General features: G+C 71.5%; 2 protein-coding genes. One reads left to right on the top strand and one right to left on the bottom strand.

Annotation, left to right across the window (positions count from 1 at the left end):
• On the top strand, positions 1–1,212 hold a 1,212-nt coding region (gene dxs / locus HC022_RS25000; protein ID WP_167454189.1), incomplete at its 5' end, for a 1-deoxy-D-xylulose-5-phosphate synthase.
• 24 nt (positions 1,213–1,236) lie between these two features.
• Here dxs and HC022_RS24995 read toward each other — a convergent pair.
• Positions 1,237–2,066: SDR family oxidoreductase (locus tag HC022_RS24995; RefSeq protein ID WP_167454188.1), on the bottom strand; the 830-nt coding region annotated here is incomplete at its 5' end.

Below are 2,066 nucleotides of genomic sequence, written 5' to 3'. Positions count from 1 at the left end.
ACGATGACCGTCGGCGGCACCCTCTTCGAGGAGCTGGGCTTCGACTACATCGGCCCGCTCGATGGCCACGACCTGCACCAGCTGCTGCCGATCCTGCGCACCGTCAAGGCGCGCGCCACCGGCCCGATCCTGCTGCACGTGCTGACCAAGAAGGGCAAGGGCTACGCTCCCGCCGAGGGCGCCGCCGACCGCGGCCACGCCCGCGCCAAGTTCGACCTGGTGACCGGCGAGCAGAAGAAGTCGCCCTCGAATGCGCCGTCCTACACCAAGATCTTCGCGCGCGAGCTCACCCGGCTTGCCGCCGAGGACAGCCGTATCTGCGCGGTGACCGCGGCCATGCCCGACGGCACCGGGCTCGACCTCATGGCCGAGCGCTACCCGAGCCGGGTCTTCGACGTGGGCATCGCCGAGCAGCACGGCGTCACCTTCTCCGCCGGGCTCGCGGCAGGCGGGCTGAAGCCGTTCTGCGCGATGTATTCCACCTTCCTGCAACGCGGCTACGACCAGGTCGTGCACGACGTGGCGATCCAGCGCCTTCCGGTGCGCTTCGCCATCGACCGCGCGGGGCTCGTGGGCGCCGATGGCGCGACCCATGCCGGCGCCTTCGACATCGCCTTCATGGCCAACCTGCCGGGAATGGTCGTCATGGCCGCCGCCGACGAGGCCGAGCTCATGCACATGGTCGCCACCGCCGCCGCCCATGACGAGGGGCCCATCGCCTTCCGTTACCCGCGCGGCGAAGGCAGCGGCGTCGAGATGCCCGAGAAGGGCGAGCCGCTCGAGATCGGCCGTGGCCGCCTCGTGCGCGAGGGTGCCCGTCTGGCGATCCTCAGCTTCGGCACGCGGCTCTCCGAGGTGATGAAGGCCTGCGAACGGCTCTCGGCCCGGGGTATCTCGCCCACCGTGGCCGACGCGCGCTTTGCCAAGCCCCTCGACCGCGAGCTGATCCTGAAGCTTGCCGCCGAACACGAGGCGCTGATCACCATCGAGGAAGGCTCGGTGGGCGGTTTCGGCAGCCACGTGGTGCAACTTCTGACCGACGAGGGCGCGCTGGATCACGGGCTGAAATTCCGCTCGATGGTGCTGCCCGACACCTTCATTGACCACGCCAGCCCCAACGACATGTACGAGGCTGCCGGTCTCGACGCGCGCCACATCGAGGAAAAGGTGCTCACCACCCTCGGCGTCGACGTGCTCTCGCGGAAAGCCTGAGCAGGGCGGCGCAGGCGCTCCGCCTCAGCCCTGTTCTTCGTCCAGCAGCGCGCGCAGGCCGGCACGGTAGTCCGGGTAGCGCAGCTGCACCCCCAGCTCATCCTTGATGCGCCGGTTCGAGACGCGCTTGTTCTCGGCGTAGAAGCTGCGCGCCATCGGGCTCATCTCGGCCGCGTCGAAGGCGATCTCCGGCGGCGGCGCCACGTCCAGCAGCTCGGCCGCGTGCAGCAGCACGTCCTGCGGCGGCGCCGGGTCGTCATCGCAGAGGTTGTAGGCGCTGCCGGGCGCGGGCTTCCGGATCGAGGCCTCGAGCACCTGCGCGATGTCCTCGACATGGATGCGCGAGAACACCTGCCCCGGCTTGACGATGCGCCGGGCGGTGCCGTTGCGGACCTTCTCGAAGGGGCCGCGGCCCGGGCCGTAGATCCCCGCCAGCCGGAAGATGTGCAGCGGCAGCCCCGGAACGGCGCGCCAGTCGATCTCGGCCTGCAGGCGCCACTGGCCGCGGCGGGTGCCGGGGGTGAGCGGCGTGTCCTCGTCGACCCAATCGCCGCCGTGATCGCCGTAGACCCCGGTGGTCGAGAGGTACCCCGCCCAGTCCAGAGCTGGGGCCCGCGCGGCGATGGCGTCGCGGCAGAGCCGCAGCGACGGGTCGCCGTCGGCGTCGGGACCGGCGGAGACCAGCAGGTGGGTGGCGCGCCCCAGTGCCTCGGCGACGGCGGCACGGTCCCAGGCGATGGGCTCGACGCCCTCGGCGCGCAGCGCGTCGGCCTTCCCGGGATCGCGGGTGGTGCCGAGCACGGTCCAGCCCTGCGGAAGGAGGCGGCGCGCCAGCGCGCGCGCGGAGTAGCCAT

The sequence above is a fragment of the Salipiger sp. HF18 genome (assembly GCF_011806505.1).
Lineage (GTDB): Bacteria > Pseudomonadota > Alphaproteobacteria > Rhodobacterales > Rhodobacteraceae > Salipiger > Salipiger thiooxidans.
This window is presented reverse-complemented; position numbering and strand designations above follow the sequence as displayed.